21 protein-coding genes and 3 pseudogenes are annotated in these 22,124 nt (G+C 66.0%); 15 read left to right on the forward strand and 9 right to left on the reverse strand.

Features of this window, described 5'->3' with window-relative positions; genetic code table 11:
• The first annotated feature begins 95 nt into the window (after positions 1-95).
• From miaA to VJ811_RS08085, 7 genes are all read left to right on the forward strand, one after another.
• A complete protein-coding gene (gene miaA / locus VJ811_RS08055) occupies positions 96-1,070 on the forward strand; it encodes a tRNA (adenosine(37)-N6)-dimethylallyltransferase MiaA (RefSeq protein ID WP_324071747.1) in 975 nt (324 codons plus the stop codon).
• A gap of 75 nt (positions 1,071-1,145) precedes the next feature.
• Positions 1,146-2,900, forward strand: a complete 1,755-nt coding sequence (locus VJ811_RS08060) for an acetolactate synthase 3 large subunit (RefSeq protein ID WP_324071748.1) — start codon at positions 1,146-1,148, stop codon at positions 2,898-2,900.
• 208 nt (positions 2,901-3,108) lie between these two features.
• A complete protein-coding gene (gene ilvN, locus VJ811_RS08065) occupies positions 3,109-3,627 on the forward strand; it encodes an acetolactate synthase small subunit (RefSeq protein ID WP_324071749.1) in 519 nt (172 codons plus the stop codon).
• A 132-nt stretch (positions 3,628-3,759) separates the two neighbouring features.
• Positions 3,760-4,800: a ketol-acid reductoisomerase gene (ilvC, locus tag VJ811_RS08070; RefSeq protein WP_324071751.1), complete on the forward strand. Its 1,041-nt coding sequence runs from the start codon at positions 3,760-3,762 to the stop codon at positions 4,798-4,800.
• A gap of 142 nt (positions 4,801-4,942) precedes the next feature.
• A complete protein-coding gene (locus tag VJ811_RS08075) occupies positions 4,943-6,079 on the forward strand; it encodes an 8-amino-7-oxononanoate synthase (RefSeq protein WP_324071752.1) in 1,137 nt (378 codons plus the stop codon).
• A complete protein-coding gene (gene bioD / locus VJ811_RS08080) occupies positions 6,076-6,807 on the forward strand; it encodes an ATP-dependent dethiobiotin synthetase BioD (RefSeq protein ID WP_324071753.1) in 732 nt (243 codons plus the stop codon). Before VJ811_RS08075 ends, bioD begins: the two co-directional genes overlap by 4 nt.
• A 104-nt stretch (positions 6,808-6,911) precedes the next feature.
• Positions 6,912-8,162, forward strand: coding sequence for an adenosylmethionine--8-amino-7-oxononanoate transaminase (locus VJ811_RS08085; RefSeq protein WP_324071754.1), 1,251 nt, complete (start codon positions 6,912-6,914; stop codon positions 8,160-8,162).
• 156 nt (positions 8,163-8,318) lie between these two features.
• Here the strand turns inward: VJ811_RS08085 and VJ811_RS08090 are convergent.
• Both VJ811_RS08090 and VJ811_RS08095 read right to left on the reverse strand, forming a co-directional pair.
• A pseudogene (locus VJ811_RS08090) lies at positions 8,319-8,591 on the reverse strand (YHS domain-containing (seleno)protein); the annotation flags it as partial.
• A gap of 12 nt (positions 8,592-8,603) precedes the next feature.
• Positions 8,604-8,804 carry a hypothetical protein gene (locus tag VJ811_RS08095; protein WP_324071755.1) on the reverse strand — a complete coding sequence of 67 codons (201 nt, stop codon included), beginning with the start codon at positions 8,802-8,804 and terminating at the stop codon, positions 8,604-8,606.
• 160 nt (positions 8,805-8,964) lie between these two features.
• On the opposite strand from VJ811_RS08095, the gene VJ811_RS08100 reads away from it, so the two are divergent.
• From VJ811_RS08100 to VJ811_RS08130, 7 genes are all read left to right on the forward strand, one after another.
• Entirely contained in the window at positions 8,965-9,375 is a 411-nt protein-coding gene (locus VJ811_RS08100) for a hypothetical protein (protein ID WP_324071756.1), read from the forward strand.
• 98 nt (positions 9,376-9,473) lie between these two features.
• The gene (locus tag VJ811_RS08105; protein WP_324071757.1) at positions 9,474-10,112 is read left to right on the forward strand and encodes a YceI family protein; all 639 of its coding nucleotides are present in this window, start codon (positions 9,474-9,476) and stop codon (positions 10,110-10,112) included.
• Positions 10,113-10,200: 88 nt separating this feature from the next.
• Positions 10,201-10,548 (forward strand): hypothetical protein, encoded by a 348-nt coding sequence (locus VJ811_RS08110; protein WP_324071758.1) that lies wholly within the window; start codon positions 10,201-10,203, stop codon positions 10,546-10,548.
• A gap of 128 nt (positions 10,549-10,676) precedes the next feature.
• Positions 10,677-11,162, forward strand: a complete 486-nt coding sequence (locus VJ811_RS08115; protein ID WP_324071759.1) for a rhodanese-like domain-containing protein — start codon at positions 10,677-10,679, stop codon at positions 11,160-11,162.
• Positions 11,163-11,466: 304 nt separating this feature from the next.
• Complete coding sequence (gene leuA, locus VJ811_RS08120) at positions 11,467-13,131, forward strand: 2-isopropylmalate synthase (RefSeq protein ID WP_324071760.1); 1,665 nt, start codon at positions 11,467-11,469, stop codon at positions 13,129-13,131.
• A 227-nt stretch (positions 13,132-13,358) separates the two neighbouring features.
• Positions 13,359-13,688, forward strand: a complete 330-nt coding sequence (locus VJ811_RS08125; protein ID WP_324071761.1) for a hypothetical protein — start codon at positions 13,359-13,361, stop codon at positions 13,686-13,688.
• An 8-nt stretch (positions 13,689-13,696) separates the two neighbouring features.
• Positions 13,697-13,918, forward strand: coding sequence for a hypothetical protein (locus VJ811_RS08130; RefSeq protein WP_324071762.1), 222 nt, complete (start codon positions 13,697-13,699; stop codon positions 13,916-13,918).
• An 86-nt stretch (positions 13,919-14,004) separates the two neighbouring features.
• On the opposite strand, the gene VJ811_RS08135 is transcribed toward VJ811_RS08130, so the two are convergent.
• The 3 genes and pseudogenes from VJ811_RS08135 to VJ811_RS08145 form a co-directional block, all read right to left on the reverse strand.
• On the reverse strand, positions 14,005-15,279 hold the full coding sequence (locus tag VJ811_RS08135) for an RNA polymerase sigma factor (RefSeq protein ID WP_324071763.1): 1,275 nt from the start codon (positions 15,277-15,279) through the stop codon (positions 14,005-14,007).
• A gap of 125 nt (positions 15,280-15,404) precedes the next feature.
• Positions 15,405-15,764, reverse strand: a pseudogene (locus VJ811_RS08140) (YciI family protein); the annotation flags it as partial.
• Between the two features lie 284 nt (positions 15,765-16,048).
• Positions 16,049-16,927 carry an OmpA family protein gene (locus tag VJ811_RS08145; RefSeq protein ID WP_324071765.1) on the reverse strand — a complete coding sequence of 293 codons (879 nt, stop codon included), beginning with the start codon at positions 16,925-16,927 and terminating at the stop codon, positions 16,049-16,051.
• A 308-nt stretch (positions 16,928-17,235) separates the two neighbouring features.
• Here VJ811_RS08145 and VJ811_RS08150 point away from each other — a divergent pair, with 308 nt between their 5' ends.
• A complete protein-coding gene (locus VJ811_RS08150; RefSeq protein WP_324071766.1) occupies positions 17,236-18,207 on the forward strand; it encodes a nitronate monooxygenase family protein in 972 nt (323 codons plus the stop codon).
• A gap of 268 nt (positions 18,208-18,475) precedes the next feature.
• Here the strand turns inward: VJ811_RS08150 and VJ811_RS08155 are convergent, their stop codons facing one another.
• The 4 genes and pseudogenes from VJ811_RS08155 to VJ811_RS08170 all read right to left on the reverse strand — a co-directional run.
• Positions 18,476-18,952 (reverse strand): AHH domain-containing protein, encoded by a 477-nt coding sequence (locus VJ811_RS08155; RefSeq protein WP_324071768.1) that lies wholly within the window; start codon positions 18,950-18,952, stop codon positions 18,476-18,478.
• Positions 18,952-19,800 carry a hypothetical protein gene (locus VJ811_RS08160; protein WP_324071769.1) on the reverse strand — a complete coding sequence of 283 codons (849 nt, stop codon included), beginning with the start codon at positions 19,798-19,800 and terminating at the stop codon, positions 18,952-18,954. The genes VJ811_RS08155 and VJ811_RS08160 overlap by 1 nt, the downstream gene beginning before the upstream one ends.
• 89 nt (positions 19,801-19,889) lie before the next feature.
• Positions 19,890-21,851: a potassium transporter Kup gene (locus tag VJ811_RS08165; RefSeq protein WP_324071770.1), complete on the reverse strand. Its 1,962-nt coding sequence runs from the start codon at positions 21,849-21,851 to the stop codon at positions 19,890-19,892.
• A gap of 39 nt (positions 21,852-21,890) precedes the next feature.
• Positions 21,891-22,124: pseudogene (locus VJ811_RS08170) on the reverse strand (cytochrome c biogenesis factor); the annotation flags it as partial.

Raw genomic sequence — 22,124 nt, forward strand, 5'->3', positions numbered from 1 at the left:
CGCCGACGTCATGCCCCGTCGCCGCCAGCCGGTCGATCGCTTCGCGAACCACCTCGTCGGTCAGCTTTCCGGCTGCTATCAGCGTCGCGACGAACATGGCATCTCCTTCTTTCTCGACCGCCAAAGCGCGGCTGCCCGTGGCACTTATCGCCGGACCCACCGCCAGCGGCAAGAGCGCTTTGGCGGTCGCACTCGCAAAATCTCTTTCCGAGACAGGCGCGCGCGCACTCGTCGTCAACGCCGACGCGAGCCAGGTCTATGCCGACCTTCGCATCCTCTCGGCACGCCCGACCGACGCAGAGATGGACGGCATACCCCACCGCCTCTTCGGCCATATCGACGCCGCCGAAGCGCATAATGCCGTGCGCTGGGCCGACGAGGCGCGCGGCGTGATCGCGGGCGCGCATGCCGCGGGGCAGATCCCGGTCCTCGTCGGCGGCACCGGCCTTCACATGCGCACGCTGCTCCACGGCATCGCGCCGGTGCCCGAGATCGATCCCGATATTCGCGAGGCCGTCCGCGCGCTTCCCGTTGCCGACGCCCATGCCGCGCTCACCGCGGCCGATCCCGACGCCGCCGCCCGCCTGAACCCAGCCGACACCACCCGCGTCGCGCGCGCGCTCGAAGTCGTGCGCTCGACCGGCCGCACCCTCGCCGACTGGCAGCGAGCGATCGAGGGCGGCATCGCCGACGACATCGCGCTTGCCCCGCTGATCCTCCTGCCGCCGCGCGACTGGCTCCGCGAGCGTTGCGACGCGCGCCTCGTCCAGATGTTCGACCATGGCGCGGTCGAAGAGGCCGAAGCCCTGCTCGCGCGCGGTCTCGACCCCGACCTTCCCGCGATGCGCGCGATCGGGATCCCTCAGATTGCCAGCCACCTCGGCGGAGACATCACCCGCGCCGAAGCGCTCGAGCTGACGCAGGCGGCAACGCGCCAATATGCAAAGCGCCAATATACGTGGTTCCGCAATCAACCCCCCGCCGACTGGCCGCGCCACACCGAGTCATTAAACATCGATTCTATCAGGGAATTAGCAATAATATTGCGTGATAAGCTGTTGACAGGTTAGAATCATACACCTATTGCCCGCACCCTGTTGCAGCGCACAAGGCGCTGCCTTTTTGTGTCTGGAAGGAGTTTCGTCGTGACGGAAATGAGTGGTGCCGACATGGTGGTTCAGGCGCTGGTCGACCTCGGGGTCGATACAGTGTTCGGCTATCCGGGCGGCGCGGTCCTTCCGATCTATGACGCGCTCTACAAACACCCGACGATCAAGCACATCCTCGTCCGCCACGAACAGGCGGCGACGCACGCGGCCGAGGGCTATGCGCGCTCGACCGGCAAGCCCGGCGTCGTGCTCGTCACCTCGGGCCCCGGCGCGACCAATGCCGTCACCGGCATCACCGACGCTTTGCTCGATAGCATCCCGATGGTCGTGCTGACGGGTCAGGTGTCGACCGCGTTGATCGGCACCGACGCGTTCCAGGAATGCGACACCGTCGGCATCACGCGCCACTGCACCAAGCATAATTATCTGGTGATGGACCCCGACCGCCTCGGCCCGATCATGCACGAGGCGTTCCATATCGCGACGCACGGCCGCCCCGGCCCGGTCGTGATCGACATCCCCAAGAATGTGCAGGTCGCGACCGGCCAATATGTGATCCCCGAAAAGATCGCGCACAAAAGCTATCGCCCGCAGGTCGAACCCGATGCCGACGCGATCACCGCCGCCGTCGCGATGATCGCCGCCGCCGAGCGCCCGATCTTCTACACCGGCGGCGGCGTGATCAACGCCGGCCCCGATGCGAGCGCGGCGCTGCGCCAGCTCGTCGCGCTCACCGGCGCGCCCGTCACCTCGACCCTGATGGGCCTCGGCGCCTTCCCGTCGGACGACGAGAAATGGCTCGGTATGCTCGGCATGCACGGCACTTACGAGGCCAATATGGCGATGAACCGCGCCGACCTGATCATCGCGGTCGGCGCGCGCTTCGACGACCGCGTGACGGGGCGTCTCGACGCTTTCTCGCCCGAATCGAAGAAGATCCACATCGATATCGACCGCAGCTCGATCAACAAGATCGTGCCCGTCGACCTTGCGATCGTCGGCGACGCCGGCCGCGCGCTCGATGCGATCATCGCGGGCTGGCAGGCGGCCGGCCACAACGGCCGCGACCTGGGCGAATGGTGGCGCCGCATCGACGGCTGGCGCGCGACGCGCTGCCTCGACTTCCCCGAAAAGAAGGACCCGGCCGCCGAAATCATGCCGCAGCGCGCGGTGAAGGCGCTGTTCGACGCGACCCGCGGCATGGACCCGATCATCACCACCGAGGTCGGCCAGCACCAGATGTGGGCGGCGCAGCATTTCGGCTTCGCGGCGCCGAACCGCTGGCTCACCAGCGGCGGGCTCGGCACGATGGGTTACGGCTTCCCCGCCTCGGTCGGCGCGCAGATCGCGCACCCCGACCGCCTCGTCATCTGCATCGCGGGCGAAGCCAGCCTGCAGATGAACATCCAGGAAATGGGCACGGTCAGCCAGTACCGCCTGCCGGTGAAGATCTTCATCCTCAACAATGAATGGATGGGGATGGTCCGCCAGTGGCAGGAACTGACCTATGAAAGCCGCTATTCGAACAGCTATTCGGACAGCCTGCCCGATTTCGTGAAGCTCGCCGACGCGTACGGCTGGACGGGCCTGCGCATCGACAATCTCGGTGAGCTCGAGGACGGTATCCAGACGATGATCAACACCCCGGGTCCGGTGATCGTCGACTGCCGCGTCGCGCAGCTCGCCAACTGCTTCCCGATGATCCCCTCGGGCGCTGCGCACACCGAAATGCTCCTCCAGCCGAGCGACGTCACCGGCACGATGGACGACGAAGCCAAGGCACTGGTGTGATGATGGCTACTTCAATCTTCTCCCCCCAGGAGGGGGAGAAAAGACTTGGCTCGGCAACTCGTTGCCTAGCAAGTCTTAGAGAGGGGGAGCGGCCCTTCAGGCCGCGCGCGCCTTTGGCGCGCATACCCCTCACCCAGCTCCGACCAGGCAGCAAGCTGCCAAGTCTTCACAACCCTCTCCCGCAAGGGGAGAGGGGAAGGTGTGCCCCATGAAAATCAAAACCGAAGCCGGCGAGCGCCATGTGCTCGCCATCACCGTCGATAACGAGGCCGGGGTGCTCGCCAAGATCACCGGGCTGTTCACCGCGCGCGGCTATAATATCGAAAGCCTGACGGTGGCCGATATTACCGCCGATCACGCGCTGTCGCGCATCACCATCGTCACCTCGGGACCGCCGCCGATCATCGACCAGATTATCGCGCAGCTCGACCGGCTCGTCCCCGTCCACAAGGTCATCGACCTCAACGACGCGGGCGAGGCGCATGTCGAGCGCGAAATCGCGCTGGTGAAGGTCGCGGGCACCGGCGACAAGCGCATCGAAGCGCTGCGCATGGCCGACGTCTTCCGCGCCAAGGTCGTCGACACGACGCTGACCAGCTTCATCTTCGAAATCACCGGGAACAGCGACAAGATCGACCGCTTCATCGCGCTGATGCGCGAATGTGGGCTGGTCGAGGTCGGCCGCACCGGCGTCGTCGCCATCGCCCGCGGGTCGGAGGCGCTTTAGAGTTTTAGAGTTACCGTTCAATCATTCGTCATGCTGAACTTGTTTCAGCATCCATGGCCCGAGGCCGCGTCTTTCGGCCATGGACCCTGAAACAAGTTCAGGGTGACGATAAAACTGACAGGAAAGAATGACATGCAGGTTTATTACGATCGCGACGCCGACCAGGATCTGATCAAGGGCAAGAAGGTCGCCGTCGTCGGCTATGGCAGCCAGGGCCACGCGCACGCGCAGAATATGCGCGACAGCGGCGTGAAAGAGGTCGCGATCGCGCTCCGCCCCGGTTCGGCGACCGCCAAAAAGGCCGAAGCCGCGGGCTTCAAGGTGCTTTCGAACAAGGAAGCCGCCGAATGGGCCGACGTGATCATGATCGCCGCCCCCGACGAGCATCAGGCGAAAATCTACGCCGACGACATCGGCCCGAACATGAAGCCCGGCGCCGCGCTCGCCTTCGCGCACGGCCTCAACATCCATTTCGGCCTGATCGACGCGCGCCCCGACATCGACGTCTTCATGGTCGCGCCCAAGGGCCCCGGCCACACCGTCCGCAGCGAATATCAGAAGGGCGGCGGCGTCCCCTGCCTGATCGCGGTCGCACAGGAAGCGCAGGGCGCGGGTTCGTCGGGCAACGGCTATGCCAAGGCGCTCGCCCTCAGCTACGCGAGTGCTGTCGGCGGCGGCCGCAGCGGCATCATCGAGACGACGTTCAAGGAAGAGTGCGAAACCGACCTCTTCGGCGAACAGGCGGTGCTCTGCGGCGGCATCACCCACCTGATCCAGGCCGGGTTCGAAACGCTGGTCGAGGCGGGCTACGCCCCCGAAATGGCCTATTTCGAATGTCTCCACGAAACCAAGCTGATCGTCGACCTCCTCTATGAAGGCGGCATCGCGAACATGCGCTATTCGATCTCGAACACCGCCGAATATGGCGACATCAAAACGGGTCCGCGCATCATCACCGACGAAACCAAGGCCGAAATGAAGCGCGTCCTCGCCGACATCCAGTCGGGCCGCTTCGTCAAGGACTTCGTCCTCGACAACCAGGCCGGCCAGCCCGAACTGAAGGCGAGCCGCAAGGCCGCCGCCGCGCATCAGCTCGAAAAGACCGGCGCTGAACTGCGCGCGATGATGCCGTGGATCGCCAAGAACCAGCTCGTCGACAAATCGAAGAATTAAACCGCGATCCCTATTTTCCGTTCGTGCTGAGCTTGTCGAAGTACCGTCCTTTCTTCTGCGACGACTGAAGAGAGGAACGGTCCTTCGACAGGCTCAGCACGAACGGCCTTGTTCTTGCCGACTTTCGCTTTAGGGAGCGCGCATGCCGAACTCTCCCTTCGACACCCACCGCAAGAACCTCGACGCCCTCGCACGCGAGAGCCGCCGCCGCGCCCTCGCTCCGCGCGCCGGCCGCGATTTCGCGTCGAACGACTATCTCGGCCTCGCCGATTCCGCGGCGCTTCGCGATGCACTCGCGGCGGGGATCGAGCGCGGCCTTCCCGCCGGCTCGGGCGGCTCGCGCCTGCTCCGCGGCAATCACGCCGAGCATGAGGCGCTCGAAGCCCATGCCGCGCGCCATTATGGCAGCGAGGCCGCGCTCTTCTTCCCGACCGGCTTCGCCGCCAACGCCGCGCTCTTCGCCACGCTGCCCCAGCGGCCCGACCTCGTCGTCCACGACGAGCTGATCCACGCCAGCGCGCACGACGGCATGAAGCTCGGCCGCGCCGGGACCAGCGCCGCCGCGCACAACGATGCGCAATCCTTCGACGACATCATCACCCGCTGGCGCGCGGGCGGCGGCGCGGGCACGCCATGGATCGCGGTCGAAAGCCTCTACAGCATGGACGGCGACCGCGCCCCGCTCGCCGATCTCGCCGCCGTCGCCGACCGCCACGACGCCATACTCGTGGTCGACGAGGCGCACGCGACCGGCGTTTTCGGCCTCGGCGGCGCCGGCCTCGCGCACGGCCTCGCGCGCCGCGACAATCTGATCACCCTCCACACCTGCGGCAAGGCCTTGGGCGCCGAAGGCGCCTTGCTCTGCGCCCCCGCGATCGCCACCGACTTCATCGTCAACCGCGGCCGCCCCTTCATCTTCTCGACCGCGCCCTCGCCGCTGATGGCCTGGCTCGTCCGCCAGGCGATCGAGATCGTCGCGAACGAGCCCGAGCGGCAGGCGCGCCTCCACAGCCTCGTCCGCCACGCCGCCGAACGCCTCGTCCCCTTGGGCATCCCCGCCAGCGGCACCCAGATCCTGCCCGTGATCATCGGCGACAACGACCGCACGATGCGCATCGCGGGCCAATTGCAGGGCGCGGGCTTCGACATCCGCGGCATCCGCCCGCCGACGGTGGCACCGGGCACCGCCCGCCTCCGCATCGCGATCACGCTCAATGTTGACGAGGCTAACATCGACGATATGGCCGACGCGCTCGCCGAAGCCATGGCCGCGACATGACGCGCTTCGTCGTCACCGGCACCGACACCGGCATCGGCAAGACGGTCTTTTCCGCCGCGCTCGCGGGCGCGACCGGCGCGCCTTACTGGAAGCCGATCCAGGCGGGCCTCGAAGACGAAACCGACAGCGAAACCGTCGCCAAATTCCTCCCTGTGGCGAAGCCATGGGGAGGGGGACCGTTCGCGAAGCGAGTGGTGGAGGGGCCAGCGACCTCGCGCCATAGCCCCTCCGTCGGCCCTGCGGGCCGCCACCTCCCCACAGCTTCGCCGCAGGGAGGATCGATCATCCCCGAAGCCTGCCGCCTCGTCACCCCCGCCTCACCGCATCGCGCCGCCGAAATTGACGGCGTTAACATCGACGTCGAAACGCTGACCCCGCCCCCCGGCGACCTGATCGTCGAAGGCGCCGGCGGCGCGCTCGTCCCCGTCACGCGCACCACCCTCTACGCGGACCTCTTCGCGCGCTGGCAAATCCCCGTCATCGTCTGCGCGCGCACCAGCCTCGGCACGATCAACCACAGCCTGCTCACGATCGAGGCATTACGCGCCCGCAATGTGCCGATCCACGGCCTCGCCTTCCTCGGCGACGCGGTGGAGGACAGCGAGGCGATCATCTCCGATATTTCGCGTGTCCGCCGCCTGGGCCGCTTGCCAATCATCGATCCGCTGACACGCGAAACCCTCGCCGCCGCGTTCAGCGCGAACTTCGACCTCGCCGACTTCGTTTGACTTTTCCGTCGTCCCCGCGAAGGCGGGGATCCCGCTTTTCTTTGAGCGGATGGCCAAGAAGCGGGATTCCCGCCTTCGCGGGAATGACGAGGTAGAAGATCACCATGAACCAATCCCCCGTCTGGCACCCCTTCACCCAGCACGGTCTCGGCGACCCCATCCCGCTGATCAGCCACGCAAAAGACGCGCGCCTCTATGACACAAACGGCAACAGCTGGATCGACGCGATCTCGAGCTGGTGGGTTACCACCCACGGCCATACGCACCCGCGCATCATGGCCGCGATCCGCGACCAGTCCGAAAAGCTCGACCAGCTCATCTTCGCCGGCTGGACGCACGAGCCCGCCGAGACCCTCGCCGCCGAACTGATCCGCATCACCCCCGACCCGCTCACCCGCGTCTTTTTCTCGGACTCGGGCTCGACCAGCGTCGAGGTCGCGCTCAAGATGGCGCTCGGTTACTGGTATAACATCGGCGAGCCGCGCAACCGCATCCTCGTCCTCGAACATAGCTATCATGGCGACACGATCGGCACGATGTCGGTCGGCGAACGCGGCGTCTACAACCGCGCCTGGCAGCCGCTGCTGTTCGACGTCGACACCATCCCCTTCCCCCACGAAGGCTTGGAACAAGCGACGCTCGACGCGCTCGAAGCCGCCTGCTCCGCCAAACCCGCCGCCTTCATCGTCGAACCGCTGATCCTCGGCGCCGGCGGCATGCTCATCTATCCCGCATGGGTGCTCGCCGAGATGCGCGCGATCTGCGCCCGCCACGGCGTCCTCTTCATCGCCGACGAGGTCATGACCGGCTGGGGCCGCACCGGCACCCGCTTCGCCTGCGATCAGGCGGGCGTTATCCCCGATATCGTCTGCCTGTCGAAGGGCCTGACCGGCGGCGCGCTCCCGCTCGCGGCCACGCTCTGCATCGAACCGATCTTCGCCGCCCATTTCTCGACCGACCGCGCCAAGACCTTCTATCATTCGAGCAGCTACACCGCGAACCCGATCGCCTGCGCCGCCGCCAATGCCAATCTCGAAATCTGGCGCGACGAGCCCGTCCAGCAACGCATCGACGCGCTCGCCGACGCGCAGGCCGCGCATCTCTCGCTGCTCACCCACGACCCGCGGATCGCCAACCCGCGCCGCCTCGGCACCATCGCCGCGCTCGACATCACCGTCCCCGACAGCGGCTATCTCTCGAACCTCGCGCCGCGCCTGATCGCCTTCTATCGCGACCACGGCGTCCTGCTCCGCCCGCTCGGCAACACGCTCTATGTCATGCCGCCCTATTGCATCACGGCGGAGGAACTGGCGCAGGTATGGGGTGCAATCGCGGCGTCGCTCGACAGCCTTTAGCAAGAGGGCAACACTCAACCAGAAGTTACCGTACCCCGGCGAAGGCCGGGGTCCAGGGCGCAACCAGCAGACGTCTGCTTTCTAATGCTCTGGGCCCCGGCCTTCGCCGGGGAACAGGAGCGGTAGCGAACGTCCGCTCCCCACCCCAAAGCCGGGTCAACCGCCAAACTTCGCATCGGCCGGGATCACCGCCCAATTCTTCTCCGCCGCCGCGATGAAGCCCGCGCGGTCCTTGTCCCACTTCGCCTTCACCTCGGCGTTGAAGTTGAGGTACAGCTTGCCGCCCACGACCGCATATTGCAGCGGATCGCCCGGCGCCAGATAGCCGCGCGACATCGCCCACGCGCAATGCCCGCCATATTGCGGCATGAACGCCGCGGGATCGGCGGCAAAGCGCGCCGCATGTTCGGCGCTCGCGAAATGATAGACTGCACCGTCATGCTAGACGGCGAACGCGGCATCGCCCTTCACCGGCACACCGCCCTCCTCGAAATAGCTGACCGCGTCATAACCGCTGACCGCGACATGGCCGCCTTCGACCCCGACATAGACCGGCGCGGCATAGGCATGCGGGGTAAAGGCCGCGAGCGACAGCGGCGCGACCACCGCGGCGAGCATCAGGAACAGGGCTTGGTTTTTCACATTTCATCTCCATCTGGAGGGGGAACGACCCCGTGCCGGCCCCCGTCGCATCCCAGTTCGCGCCGAAAGCGCAAAGGGTTACGGCAGCAGTTCGGCTTAGGTTCATCTCTGCACAGCAATCTGCGCCGCAGGGGATACGGGGTCTGGGAACGCGATCGAGATGACGAAAAAAACCGGCCTCCTCCTCCCCCTCTTCGCGGCGCTCGCCTTCGCCGCGCCCGCACTGGCACAGAATGACAGCTCGCTTGCCCAGTCGGGCCAGCCGCCGCAGCGCACCTCGGTCCTCTACACCTATGGCGACGAACCGTGCCCCGAACCCAAAGGCGACGAGATCGTCGTCTGCGCGCAGCAACCCGAAACCGAACGCTACCGCGTGCCCAAGGAACTGCGCGAGGAGCTGAAGGAAGATGTTCCCGCCGGCGGCGGCAGCTGGGCCTCGGCGGTCGAGGGCTATGACAATGTCGCCCGCGCCACCCGCCCGGGCAGCTGCTCGCCCGTCGGCAGCTACGGCTTCACCGGCTGCGCCGCCGCGGCGATGCGCGAATGGTTCGAGGCGCGCCGCGCGCCCTAGAATAGGGACCGGCGGGAAACATTGTGTTTCCCCGGAGCTTATTGACGCGGCCCCGCCCGTTCGCATAGCCTGAGCCTTCCCCAACAGGAGACTTCCTCATGCGTCGCATCGTCCCCCTCGCCGCCCTCGCACTCGCCGTCGTAGCGACCCCGATCGTCCTCGCCCAGGGCGGCTCCGCCCCCGGCGCGCCCGACAAGACGCGCGTCACCGCGGGCACCTACGCCGCCGACGCCGGCCACACGATGGTCGTCTGGGAAGTCGATCACCTCGGCTTCAGCAAATATACCGGCATCTTCGGCGACGTGACCGGCACGCTCGTCATCGATCCCGCAAACCTCGCCGCGGCAAAGGTCGATGTCACGATCCCGGTATCGAAGGTCACGACCGCCAGCGCCGGCCTGACCAGCCACCTGCTCCGCGCCGGCAAGGATGGCGGCAAGCCCGACTTCTTCGGCGCCGCCCCCGCCGACGCCAAATTCGTCTCGACCAGCGTCGTCCCGGGCAGCGATGGCGACGAAGCCAAGGTCACCGGCAATTTGACGCTCAACGGCGTGACCAAGCCCGTCACGCTCGACGTCGATTTCCACGGTGCGGGCATGGGCATGAACAAGAAGGAAACCATCGGTTTCCAGGCCGAAACCACGATCAAGCGCAGCGATTTCGGCGTGTCGATGGGCATTCCCTACGTCAGCGACGCGGTCGAACTCGAAATCCACGCCGCGTTCGAAAAGCAGTAAGCCGCTCACGCCAATCTGTCACACGCACCGCGTATGAACAGGGCGGGACCTTCGCGGGTTCCGCCCCTTTTCGTACAGGAGCCATGTGATGAGCGAACTGGTACGCGAAATTGTCGAAGTGAACGCCTCGATCGACGGCGACGAGGAAAACCCGCTGCTAATCGTCGAGGCCGAGGGTCTTGCTCCCACCACCGGCTGGGCCAATGTCCGGCTCGACCCGCATGTCTACATCACCCCGCCCGAAGACGGCGTGCAGGATTTCGACCTCGTCGGCGACCGTCCGGCAGAGGCCGCTGAAGCACTCACCGAGATCGAAGCCGCATGGGAAGGCCCGCTCGAAGACTGGGTCATCGGCGTGCGCGTCCACGCGGTCCACAATCTGATCGAGGACGAGGTTTTCGAACCATGGGACGACGACGAAAGCGAAGCCGCCTGACCCCTCCCCTTTCCGGTCCCCCTGTACTGCGCCGGGCCGCGGGATATCTCGCGGTCCGGCGATATTTTCGGTTCATCGCAGAGCCAGCAAGCGCGGCGTAGCCTCCCGTCATTCAAGGGAGGATCATTATGCGCACCCTGCTTCTCGCTCTCGCCCTCACAACAACGCCCGCCTTCGCGCAGGCCAATCCCCAAATCGACTATCCAGCCTTCCAGGCGCTGACCGCCAGCGTCGCCCCGACGCGCGCCACCCGCCTCATCGCCTTCGACGCGTTCAAGGCCGAGGCCGCCAAACCCGGCACCCTGCTCCTCGACGCCCGCTCGAAAGACGCCTTCGCGCGCGGCCATATCAAGGGCGCGGTGAACCTGCCGCTCACCGACTTCACCGCCGAGAGCTTGGCCGCGGTGATCGGCGCCGACCCGAGCCGGCCGATCCTCATCTATTGCAACAATAATTTCCGCAACAACGCCGCCCCCGTGCCGATGAAGGCCGCGCCGCTCGCGCTCAATATCCAGACCTTCATCAACCTCGTCGGCTATGGCTATCCCAACGTCCGCGAACTCGCCGACGTCGTCGATTTTGGCGATCCGAAGGTGGAATGGGTGACGGGTTAGCGCCCGAAGCCGCCCACCTCCAACCCCTCCCGCAAGCGGGAGGGGGGCGAGACTTGCCGCGCCGCAGACGCGCTAGTCGTAGCGGGGTGGGCACGCGGTGCAGGACCATTCTCGCGCAATTTTCACACTCCCCCCTTGCAAAGCGTGACATTTTGCGTCACTGGAACGGCCATGCGCGGCAACGCCCTTCTTCTTCTGCGACTTACACGCCCTTGGGCGTGACACTGGCTGCGCGCTAGTCGCGGCCACCCGCTCAAGGGTCCGATCGACAAGCAGCGCAACCACCGGAAGAAGTTTTACCATCATGACCATGCTCCGCGATCCGTCCGCGAAATATTCCGCTTTCCCGCAGGTTCCGCTCGCGAACCGCGAATGGCCCGGCCGCGTCACTACCAAGGCACCGATCTGGCTCTCGACCGACCTGCGCGACGGCAACCAGTCGCTGATCGACCCGATGGATGCCGAGAAAAAGACGCGCTTCTTCGACCTGCTCGTCAAATGCGGATTCAAGGAGATCGAGGTCGGCTTCCCCGCCAGCGGCGCGACCGACTTCGACTATATCCAGAACCTCGTCCGCGATGGCCGCATCCCCGACGACGTCACCCCGCAGGTGCTGACCCAGAGCCGCGCCGACCTCATCCGCACCAGCTTCGACAGCCTCGCGGGCGCGAAGACCGCGATCGTCCACGTCTATAACGCGGTCAGCCCCGCGTGGCGCAAGATCGTCTTCGGCATGGAAATGGCCGAGATCAAACAGATCGCGATCGACGGCGCCAAGCAGCTCCGCGACAATGCCGCGCGCCTGCCCGGCACCGACTGGCGGTTCGAATACAGCCCCGAAACCTTCTCGACCGCCGAGCTCGATTTCAGCATCGCCTGCTGCGAGGCGGTGATGGACATATTGCAGCCCACCACCGACAAGCCGATCATCCTCAACCTCCCCGCGACGGTCGAGGCGGCGACGCCGAACATCTATGCCGACCAGATCGAATATTTCGGCAAGAATCTGCCCGGCCGCGACAAGGCGATCATCAGTCTGCACACCCACAACGACCGCGGCACCGGCGTCGCGGCGGCCGAGCTCGGCCTGCTCGCGGGCGCCGACCGCGTCGAGGGCTGCCTGTTCGGCAATGGCGAGCGCACCGGCAACACCTGCCTCGTCACTATCGCGCTCAACATGTACACGCAGGGCGTCGACCCACAGCTCGACTTCTCGAACATCGACGAGGTCATCCAGACGGTCGAATATTGCAACAACCTGCCCGTCCACCCGCGCCACCCCTATGGCGGCGAGCTCGTCTACACCGCCTTCTCGGGCAGCCATCAGGACGCGATCAAGAAAGGCTTCGCCGCGCGCGAGCGCCAGAATGACGAGCGCTGGGAAGTCCCTTACCTCCCCATCGACCCCGCCGATTTGGGCCGCAGCTACGAAGCGGTGATCCGCGTCAACAGCCAGTCGGGCAAGGGCGGCGTCGCCTGGGTGCTCGAACAGGACAAGGGGCTGAAACTGCCCAAGAAAATGCAGGCGAGCTTCAGCCATGTCGTCCAGGCGCTCGCCGACCAGACCAGCCGCGAACTCGGCGCCGAAGATATATGGGGCGCCTTCGACCACGCCTATCTGGTCACGACAGGCAAGCGCTTTCAGCTCGTCGACTGGTCCGAAACGCACAGCGGCCCCGACCGCATCTTCGCCGGCAAGCTCACCATCGACGGCACGGCGCGCAGCGTCAGCGGCCGCGGCAACGGCCTGATGAGCAGCGTCATCGCCGCGCTGGCCGAAAGCGGCGGCCCGATCATGGACATCGTCGATTACAGCGAGCACGCGATCGGCCAGGGCAGCAATGTGCAGGCCGCCGCCTATGTCGAATGCCGCACCGCGGACGGGAAAAGCCTGTTCGGCTGCGGACTCGACACCGACGTCGCGACGGCGAGTGTGCGGGCGATCCTCAGCGCCGCCAACGGCGCGTAGAAGTCAGCCCCTTCACCGCTTCGCGGTAGTGGAGGCGCGCGCGACCGCCGCCCGCCCGTCGGGGAGATCGCTCAGGCGAAAGCGCACCGCCGGAGAGCTATTCCCCGGCGGCGCCTTACAATGTCCCCGCGGCGCCCCATATATATATTATCGCGGCACGCGTTCTTCGTAGGCCGCCGCGACTGAGAGACTTGCGCGCTCCCGCTTACAAGGAGGAGCCGCGCGCCATGAATCCCGAAACGAGCCCCGCCGACCCGACAGTCATCGACGAGAGCGCGACCCCCGCCAGGACGCGCTCGAACAGCTTCTTCCGGCAAAAGCGTACCCCGCTGCCCCGCGACGATGCGCGGCGACAGGGCGATATCAGCCAGCTCGCCTTCCTGACGATGGGCGGGCGCGATCCCGCGATCGCCTTCCTCAACACTGAAAACGCCGAACTCGGCGGCCGCCCGCTCGCCGTCGCGACCGCCAGCGATACCGGCTATGAACAGGTCGCCACGGCGATCCGCGCCTGGACCCGCGATCCGGACTCCGCGCGCGATCCGGGCTTCGAATGAGCCGTGCGATGAATCTCGCGCTCCCCGAGAGCGAGGTGAAGCAAATCTGCCTGTCGCAAGGCGTCAGCATCAGCGCGATCGAGCCTCTGCAATCGGGCGGCACCCGCCTCGTCTGCACTACCGCCGCCGGCGCCGAGGAAATGCGCCTGCGCCTGCGCGGCCATATCATCGACGGCGCGGTCACCCGCCACCGCTTCTACCGCCCACCAGACGCGCAGGGAGGCTATTAGCCCCGGCGGCCGGCGGAACGCCGCCGTGGCGCATTTCGATGACGAGCGGCTTTGCCTCGGCCCGATCGTCTCGATGCGACCCGGAGTCATTCGGTGCAGGCTGCGGCGCGCGCCAGCAGAAATTCGCGCTCGCGCTCGTTGCTCGACAGGGCCGCCGCCGCCTCGAACTGCCCCCTCGCTTCGACCGGCCGTCCGGCGCGAAACAGGAAATCGCCGCGCGCGGCGGGCAGCGGCGCATAATTGCGCAGCGCCGCCGCATCGGCGATCGCGTCGACCAGCCGCAATCCGGCCTCGGGGCCGAACGCCATGCTGTGCGCGACCGCGCGATTGAGCTCGACCACCGGCGATGGCATCACCCACCCCAACCGGTCGTAGAGGCCTGCGATACGCGGCCAGTCGGTTTCCTCCGCCGACCGCGCCCGGGCATGGCATGCCGCAAGGGCCGCCTGCAAAACATAGGGGCCATCGCCGCCGCCGAGCGCCTCGGCACGATCGAGCGCATTCAGCCCGCGGCGGATCAGCAACTGGTCCCAACGCGTCCGATTCTGCTCGGTCAGCGGGACGAGCCGCCCGTCGGGTCCGCCCCGCGCCGTCAGCCGTGACGCCTGAATCTCGACCAGCGCGAGGAGCCCCAGCACTTCGGCTTGTTCGGGCATCAATCCCGCAAGGATGCGCGCCAGTCGCTGCGCCTCGGCACAAAGCGGCGGTCGGACGAGCGACGGCCCCGCGGTCGCGGCATAGCCTTCGTTGAAGATCAGATAGACGACCTCGAGCACCGACCCAAGCCGCGCCTGCAGCTCGGCCCCGCGCGGAACATCGAACTGGGCTCCCGCCTTGGCAATCGCCTTCTTCGCCCGCGTGATCCGCGCCGCAATCGTGGCGTCGTTCGACAGAAAGGCGCGCGCGATTTCCTGCGTCGTGAGCCCGCCGACCAGCCGCAGCGTCAGCGCGGCGCGCGCTTCGGGCGAAATTACGGGATGGCAGGCGGCAAAGACCAGCCCAAGCAATTCGTCGCCGAGCGGATCGTCGAGCGCGGCTTCGACGGCTTCGACGCTCATATCGCGCTCCTCGTCGAGCTCGCGGGCGATTTCGGCATGTTTCCGCTCCCGCATCGCGCGGTGCCGGGCGCCGTCGATGAGCCGCCGCTTCGCCGCCGCCATCAGCCAGGCGCCGGGCTTGTCGGGCACCCCCGACTTCGGCCATTCGGTCAGCGCGATCAGCAGCGCCTCCTGCGCCAGTTCCTCGGCCCGGTCGACATCGCGCGTCATCCGGGCGAGCGCGGCGATGAGCCGCGCCCGCTCGATCCGGAATACCGCCTCGATCGCCCTGTTGGTCCGGTCTTGGGTTTCATCAGCCGCCATGCCCGCCTTCTCGGGCAAGGGCGCCGGGGAGGCAAGCATGACGGAGGCGGGGATTATTCGCCGGCGAGCTTGGCGCGCAGCATCTGGTCGTGCGCCAGGATTTCGGGGGTCACCGCATCGCCGAAATCCTCCATCTCATAGAAGGGACGGATTTCGAGCTCGCTCGGCCCGGGCATCGGGTTCGGACAGCGCTTCGCCCAAGCGACCGCCTCGTCCATGTCCTTGACCTCCCAGACCCAATAGCCCGAGACGAGCTCGCGCGTCTCGGCAAACGGTCCGTCGATCACCGTGCGGCTCGCGCCGTCGAACGCGATGCGCTTGCCGGCCGACGAGGGCTTCAGCCCGTCACCGTCGACCATCACGCCGGCGTTCACCAGTTCCTCGTTGAATTTGCCCATCGCTTCGAACATTCCGGTCATGTCCTCGGTCGGCGGCAGACCCTTTTCGCTGTCCTCGGTCGCTTTGACAAAGACCATTACACGCATCGTCCATCTCCTTTTTTGATCGGGCCAACAGCGGCTCCTGCCAACACGACGAACGAGCCGCCGCCAAATCGACGCGAGCCACGAAAAAATATTCGGGCGACCCCGACAGCCGAAGAACGCTGCCGACATTCGTGCAGCGCCCCCTCCCGCCGTGAAGGCCAGCCGCCGGCTGCTCGCGGCCCGGCCGCCCCAAACGGCGAAGGGCGGCCTCACGGCCGCCCTTCGTTGCGTCACAGCTGTTCCCGGCCGAAATGCCGGGGTGGGCGCCGCCCACCCCGCGCATCTTACAGACCGTCCAGACCCTTGCTGACCAGAATATTCACCGCAACGCGGCGATTCTGGGCCTTGCCTTCGGGGGTGGTGTTGTCCGCCGCCGGGTCGGCTTCGGCCATCCCGGTGGGAGTCAGCATGCGATAGGGCTTCCAGCCGCACGCCTGCTGAAGATGATTGACGACGCGGCTCGCCCGCTTTTCGCTGAGCACCTGGTTGAGTTCCTGGCTGCCCGTCGAATCGGTGTAGCCAACGACCAGCAGCAGGGCGTTGTCCATCCCCTCGGCCTGCGTTGCCGCATTGCAGAGATCGGCTTTCGCCTGCTCGGTCAGCACCGCCTTGCCGGTGTCGAAGTTCACGTTCGTCGTGCCCTTGACATTATACTGGTCGATATCGCCCACGCGGCTGCGCAGCGCCTCGGTCGCCGCCGTCTGTTCGGCAAAGCGCTGGTCGGTGCCGGTGTGAATCATCGATGCGGTGCGGAGATCCTTGCTCTTGAGCTCGACCTGGCTTGCCACCAGTCCGCCGTCCCACTGCAACGTGTCGATGGTGACGGGCAGGCCGTTGAGCAGCTGAGCCGCGCCAAGCTTGTCGCGATCGAGGCCCAGGAACCCGCCTTTGCTCTTGATCTTGGTATAGTCGGCGATCGCGACGCTGGTGCTGTTACCGTCGGCGGTCGCGACCTTGATCCGGCCATCGGTACGCGCGGCGATGATGCCCTCGACCTTCGGCCCCTTGGTCATCTGATCGGGCGACGGCAGCGTGCCGACGACGGTCGCCATGACCTCGCCGTCGTTTGCATTCTGCTCTTGAGCCGCGAGACTCCCCGTTGCGGTGCCGGCCAGCAAGGCCAGCGCCAATAAAATTCTCGGACTCTTGGAAACGGCGCCCATATACTTCTCCTTCTAAACAGCCGCCCGCGCAGATGGACCCGCGTATTCGCGTGGTCCGTTCTGGGACAAGATTACTCGCGGCGAAGTCGAAAGTTGCGCAGGTCGTCGCACGGTCGGTGCGACGAACCGTTAAGATCGTGTCGCAAAAGCGTAATTTTTTTGTTTTGCAGCTTTGCGAGGCAGAAATTCAGCGGCCCGCCACCGTCAACGCGGCGATCATCCGCACGCCCGCCCCGCCCGATACCCGCTTGCGCAACCTTCCGTTTACGTTAAGGTCAGTTGCAAACCGCAACCGGAGAGACTGATTCATGGCCCTTCCCCCGATTTTCGACCGCCTGCGCCTGCCCGTGATCGGCTCGCCCTTGTTCATCGTTTCGGGACCCGAGCTTGTCATCGCGCAGTGCAAGGCGGGCGTCGTCGGCAGCTTCCCGGCGCTCAATGCCCGCCCGCAATCGCTGCTCGACGAATGGCTGCACCAGATCACCGAGGAACTTGCCGCGTGGGACCGTGCCAATCCCGACCGGCTCTCGGCGCCTTACGCCGTCAACCAGATCGTCCATAAATCGAACGACCGGCTGCTCGACGACATTGCGACGTGCGAGAAATGGAAAGTGCCGATCACGATCACCTCGCTCGGCGCGCGCGAGGAGCTGAATCAGGCGGTCCATGGCTGGGGCGGCATCACGCTTCACGACATCATCGACGACCGTTTCGCGCGCAAGGCGATCGAAAAGGGCGCCGACGGGCTGATCCCGGTCGCCGCGGGCGCGGGCGGCCACGCCGGCCGGCAATCGCCCTTCGCGCTGGTACAGGAAATCCGCTTATGGTTCGACGGACCCGTAGCCTTGTCGGGCGCCATCGGCCACGGCCGCTCGATCCTCGCTGCGCAGGCATGCGGCGCCGACCTCGCCTATATCGGCAGCGCCTTCATCGCCACCGCTGAAGCCAATGCCGAGGACAGCTATAAGAACGGCATCGTCGAGGGGCGCGCGGGCGACATCGTCTATTCGAACCTTTTCACCGGCGTGCATGGCAATTACCTCCGCCAGTCGATCGTCGCCGCGGGCATGGACCCCGAAAACCTGCCCGAAGGCGATCTCAAGACGATGAACTTCGGCTCGGGCGGCAATACCAAGGTCAAGGCATGGAAGGACATCTGGGGTTCGGGCCAGGGCATCGGCCCGGTCACCGCGGTGCGCCCGGTCGCCGAATATGTCGCCGAGCTCGAAGCGCAATATCTCGCGGCGCGCCGCGAACTTGAGGCGAAGGTCAGGCTCTGATCAAATCGGGATTTCCGGTAACGACCAATTGCGGACGTTTTAGTTCCTCCCCGGAACGGGGAGGGGGAGTGCTGGGTCGTCCAGCCCCCCGAGCTGGACTTGGATTGCCGGGGGCAATCCAACCCGGCACTCCGCGAAGCGGTGGTGGAGGGGTCGGGACGGTGCGTCTTGACGAGAGGTTTCGACCCCTCCGTCAGCCCTGCGGGCTGCCACCTCCCCGTTCCGGGGAGAAACTGACTATGTCCGCTCTCCACCCCAAAGCCGCGGTCTATTTACCGAACAGCTTGTCGATCGCCTCGTCGAGATAGGGGCGGTCGACGAACAGCCGCATCGGGTCGCGCCGGTTGAGCCAGAAGCCCGCGCCATGCCGGTCGGTCAGGGCGCGGCGGGTCGTATCCTGCAACAGACGCAGGCGCATGATCGCGGTACGCCGCGCCAGTCGCGGATCGGTCGGCGCGTGGAGCGCGAAATGCGCCCGGATCCCCTCGACCCGCGCCGCGATGACATCGCTATAGCCATGATGCGGCCCGCGGTGCAGCGCATGGCCCGACCGCAACGCTATCGGCTCGCAAGCGGGGAGCATCAAGCCGTTGCGACCGAAATGCTGGAGCGCGAAGCCCTCGCCATGCAGTTGCTCGAACATCGCCGCCATTTGCGGGCGCTGCGACAGGGCGATGGGGATCAGGTGATGGCGCTGGAACCCGCTTTGCGGCGGCGGTGCGCCCTGCCATCCCCGCGGCGGCATCAAGCGTCGCGGCCGAACTCGACAAGCACCGTCGACCGTTGGCTCCCGCCACTCGCCACGCCCGGCGACAGGTCGATCCACTCTCCCGCCTCTAGCCCGCGCATCGTCCGCGCATATTGAACCGGCCCGTTGAGCATCATGTCGAGCGCGAGACGCGACAGCCGCCGGACCATTTCGGCGACCGTCCAGCCGACCGGAATCCGCGCTTCCAGTTCCTGCCCCGCGAACAGCGCCAACCCCCGCGTTCCCATGCTGGCATCGGCGCCATTTTCGCGGCGCCGGAATGCGACGAGGTGAAGCACCGGCGGCATTCCGCTGGCCAGCATTTCGGCGATCGACGCGCGAAATTGCGGCGCATCCGACCACAGCCGCGCCGGCGACCAGAAGATATGGCTGGCGTCGAACAGGTCGATCAACAGCACCATCATCTTGAAGAATTCGCGCATCCGTGTCGGCTGCACGGTCGAGGATCCCGGCACCCCATCGCGCTTGGGGTCACGCTCCGGGATAAAGACCCAGCACGCCCCGCTCTCGCGCCATCGCCGTGGCAAGCTCGCCGCCAGCAGGCTGGTCGACGGATGGTCGGGATCGGCGAGGTCCAGCGCGGCATCGGCGGCGGGGCCGGCCAGAACCGACACCGCCCCGAACCTCAGGCGGAAACGCGGTTCCGCGACATGTGCGGCGGCATCGGTGCCGTCGCCGTCGACCCGCTCGGGCCGCAGCCCCATTCGGCGAAGCGCGGCTTCGACGGCCTCGTTCGAACCGCCCTGCATCGCCGCTCCGACGATCAGGGCAAAGGGTTCCGGCGGAACCGGCAGGATCAGCGCGTCAGGGTTGCCGACATCCATGCTATTGCGCGGCCTTTTTTGGGTCGTCCTTGCATCGCAAGACTAACCCCGATGTACAAACGCTTATTGCCCGATGTCGGAAAGTTAACCTAGATCGCGACCTGGCTTCCCAGTTCGACGACGCGATTGGTCGGCAGGCGGAAATATTCCATCGCGCTTTCCGAATTACGCAGCATCCACGCGAACAGCTTTTCGCGCCAGATCGGCATCCCCGGCTTGCTCGCCGCGATCAGCGTCTGCCGCGACAGGAAAAAGCTGGTTTCCAGCATCTTGAACTCGCCGCCGCAGCTCGTGACGCGGGTCAGCGCTTCGGGCACGTTGATCGGCTGCATGAAGCCGTAATTGAGCACCAAGCGGTGGAACCCTTGTCCCAGATCCTCGAGCAGGCAGAATTTCTCCTCCTGCACGAACGGTACGTCGGCGATCTTGATCGTCAGCAGGATGATCCGTGCGTGCAGCACCTTATTGTGCTTGAGGTTGTGGAGCAGCGCGTGCGGGACGCCGTCGCTGCTCGACGTCATGAACACCGCGGTGCCCGGCACGCGCGTCGCGCTGTTCGCCGCCGACTTCACGAACACCGGGATCGGCATCGCGCCTTCGGCCATCTCCTGCTGCATCAGCTTGCGCCCGCGCGACCATGTGGTGAGCAAGGTGAAGATGATCAGGCCGATCGCGAGCGGCACCCAGCCGCCGTCGGGCACCTTGATCAGGTTCGCGCCGAAATAGGCGATGTCGACGATGAAAAAGACCGCGAGGACCGGCAGCGCCTTCCACGCCGGCCATTTCCACAATGTGAAGAGCACGACGCTGAGCAGGCAGGTATCGATGAACATCGCCCCCGTCACCGCGATGCCATAGGCCGCGGCAAGGTTGCTCGACGATCCGAAGAAGATCACGAGGATGATCACCATCACCATCAGCCCCCAATTGACGATCGGGATATAGATCTGCCCCGCCGCCGATGCGCTCGTATGCTCGACGCGCAGGCGCGGCATGAAGCCGAGCTGGATCGCCTGCTGGGTCAGCGAGAAGGCGCCCGAGATCACCGCCTGGCTGGCGATGATCGTCGCGAGGATCGCAAGGATGACGACGGGCACCTGCCACGCATCGGGCATCATCTGGAAAAAGGGATCGGCGATCAGGTCGCTGCGCGGTCCCATGTCGGCCTCGAGCACCATCGCGCCCTGCCCCATATAGTTCAGCATCAGCGCCGGCAGGACAAAGGTCAGCCAGCTAAGCCCGATCGGCCCGCGCCCGAAATGCCCCATGTCGGCATAAAGCGCCTCGGCCCCCGTCACCGCGAGCACGACCGCGCCCAGTGCGATAAAGGCGGTGAAACCGTCGACGTAGAAGAAGCGCAGCGCGTTCACCGGGTTCAGCGTTTCGAGGATGATCCCCGGATGATCGACGATATGGATCATGCCGAGAATCGCGAGCATCGTGAAATAAGCGAGCATGATCGGCCCGAACAACGCCCCGACCTTCGCCGTCCCATGCGCCTGGATCGCGAACAGCCCGATCAGGATCGTAAGAGCGATCGGCACGATATAGGGCTCGAACCCCTTGTTGACATAGCTCAATCCCTCGGTCGCCGAGAGTACCGACATCGCCGGGGTGATCATGCTGTCGCCATAGAAAAGCGCGGTCGCGAACACCCCGAGCAGGATGATCGGCCATGTCCAGCGCTTCTCGCCCGACGAGCGGCTGATCAGCGCGAGTAGCGCCAGGCTGCCCCCCTCGCCCTTGTTGTCGGCCCGCATGATCGTCAGCACATATTTGAAGGTGACGACGAGCATCATCGACCAGAAGACGAGGCTGAGCACCCCATAGATATGCAGCCGGTCAGCCTCGATCGGATGATGCCCGGCAAAGGTTTCGCGGAACGCGTAGAGCGGGCTGGTGCCGATGTCGCCGAACACGACACCGATCGCGCCGACGGCAAGCTTCAGCTTGCCATCGCTGTGATGCCCATGCCCATAATGGGCCGTTTCGGCGCCAGCAGTCGCGGCGCCCGCGGCGCCGCCCGCCCCCTGTTGCGACTCAGCAGTCATAGCGGGCCTTTAGACGAGCCTGAGCCTTTGTAATAGGTTTCAATTTGGGACGTCCGGCGCCGGCACGCCGGCCGGAGTTTCGGCGGGCAGCTGCGGCCCAAGCGCCTGCCGCAATTGCGCCAGCCGCATCTCCAGGTCGGGCCGCCACGGCGCATCGGCGGGACTGCGCGCGAGGAGCTGGCTCCACACCGCCTCGGCGCCTTTCAGGTCGCCGCCCTGCGCCAGCGCCAGCCCCGCGAAGAAGGGCGGCGCCGGATGCGCCGGATCGCGCTT

It is taken from the genome of Sphingopyxis sp. (genome assembly GCF_035250425.1).
GTDB lineage: Bacteria > Pseudomonadota > Alphaproteobacteria > Sphingomonadales > Sphingomonadaceae > Sphingopyxis.